The organism is Acidithiobacillus ferriphilus (genome assembly GCF_018854775.1).
GTDB classification, from domain to species: Bacteria; Pseudomonadota; Gammaproteobacteria; order Acidithiobacillales; family Acidithiobacillaceae; genus Acidithiobacillus; species Acidithiobacillus ferriphilus.
The window spans coordinates 1-1,078 of sequence record NZ_JAAZTY010000253.1; the positions used below are offsets into that span (position 1 = coordinate 1).

General features: G+C 50.5%; 2 pseudogenes. Both read right to left on the bottom strand.

Going from position 1 to position 1,078, the window contains the following annotated elements:
* A pseudogene (locus HF921_RS12975) lies at positions 1-310 on the bottom strand (hypothetical protein); the annotation flags it as partial.
* Between the two features lie 496 nt (positions 311-806).
* Positions 807-1,078: pseudogene (locus HF921_RS12980) on the bottom strand (uroporphyrinogen-III C-methyltransferase); the annotation flags it as partial.

The following is a 1,078-nucleotide window of genomic DNA, read 5'->3' on the forward strand; positions in this document are numbered from 1 at the left end:
AACTGCGGACGCCGTTTGCGGGAGTCGTTTGGCGGCGCTGTGCCGGTAAGGCCTCCTGGTGGTAGGCGTGCGGGGGCGCCAAATGAGGTAAGAAAGATCCTATGGCTCGGCAGGATGATGGGCGCGACGGTGAGGGCGGCGTCTTGTAGTTGAACGAAGCATAGGTGGCGCGATCCTTGCCCGCCTCAATGAAGCAGAAGACCTTGCCGTCATATTCCCGCATCGGGCACCCGATCTTGATCAAGGCCGCGACATTCTCGGCGGCGACTATAGTACCACCCATACCGCCGCCGATGACGAGAATTTTCATGAAGCATTCCTTTTAATGAGGGGGCTACTTTACGTTGGTTAATAGATCCTGTTCATACTGCGCAATTGGTTCACGGCCATCGCATATGAAAATCCTAGTGGAAACGCTCCCTGAAATGGCCGAATGTATCGGACACTGATGCAGTATCCTAATCAGAATTGTTTCGTCTTCTGCCGACAATTGTAAAGGTAGTTTCAATATGACATCAGCACATTCTATCCGGGCCGAACCGGTATTTTTTACCGTCATACGGATGCTTGTCAGGCAACATGATTTTAGATTTCTGCGCTCCAGAAACCGCAAGGTGAGTTCGGCTATGCATTGACCAAGAGCTATGTTTAGCATATGCAATGGGGTGAGTTGTGCATCATCCAAGGAAAACCCAAAAATTATATTTTTAGAGTCCTCCAGCTGGCATGCTGCAATGTGACGCTCTTTATCCCTGAAAATATGAACTGTAGTCTCTTTCATTATCATGCGTTCCGAATATTCTCAATCATACGTTAACAACATCCGGGATGTTTTCCTCCAATGATAGGTGTTGCGACAGGTGTACCGCCGCACCCACAATGATGATTGTCGGACTACCAAGATCGGCTTCATGAATTACATCGGAAAACCGGTTTAGCCGGGTGTGCACATGGCGCTGCTGTGGCAAGGTCGCCCAATGTACCGCCAGTACCGGCGTGTCTGGATGCCGTCCACCGGCGATTAGGCCGCTCTGGATCTCCGTTGTCTGTGCCAGTCCCATGTAAATTACCAGTGTAT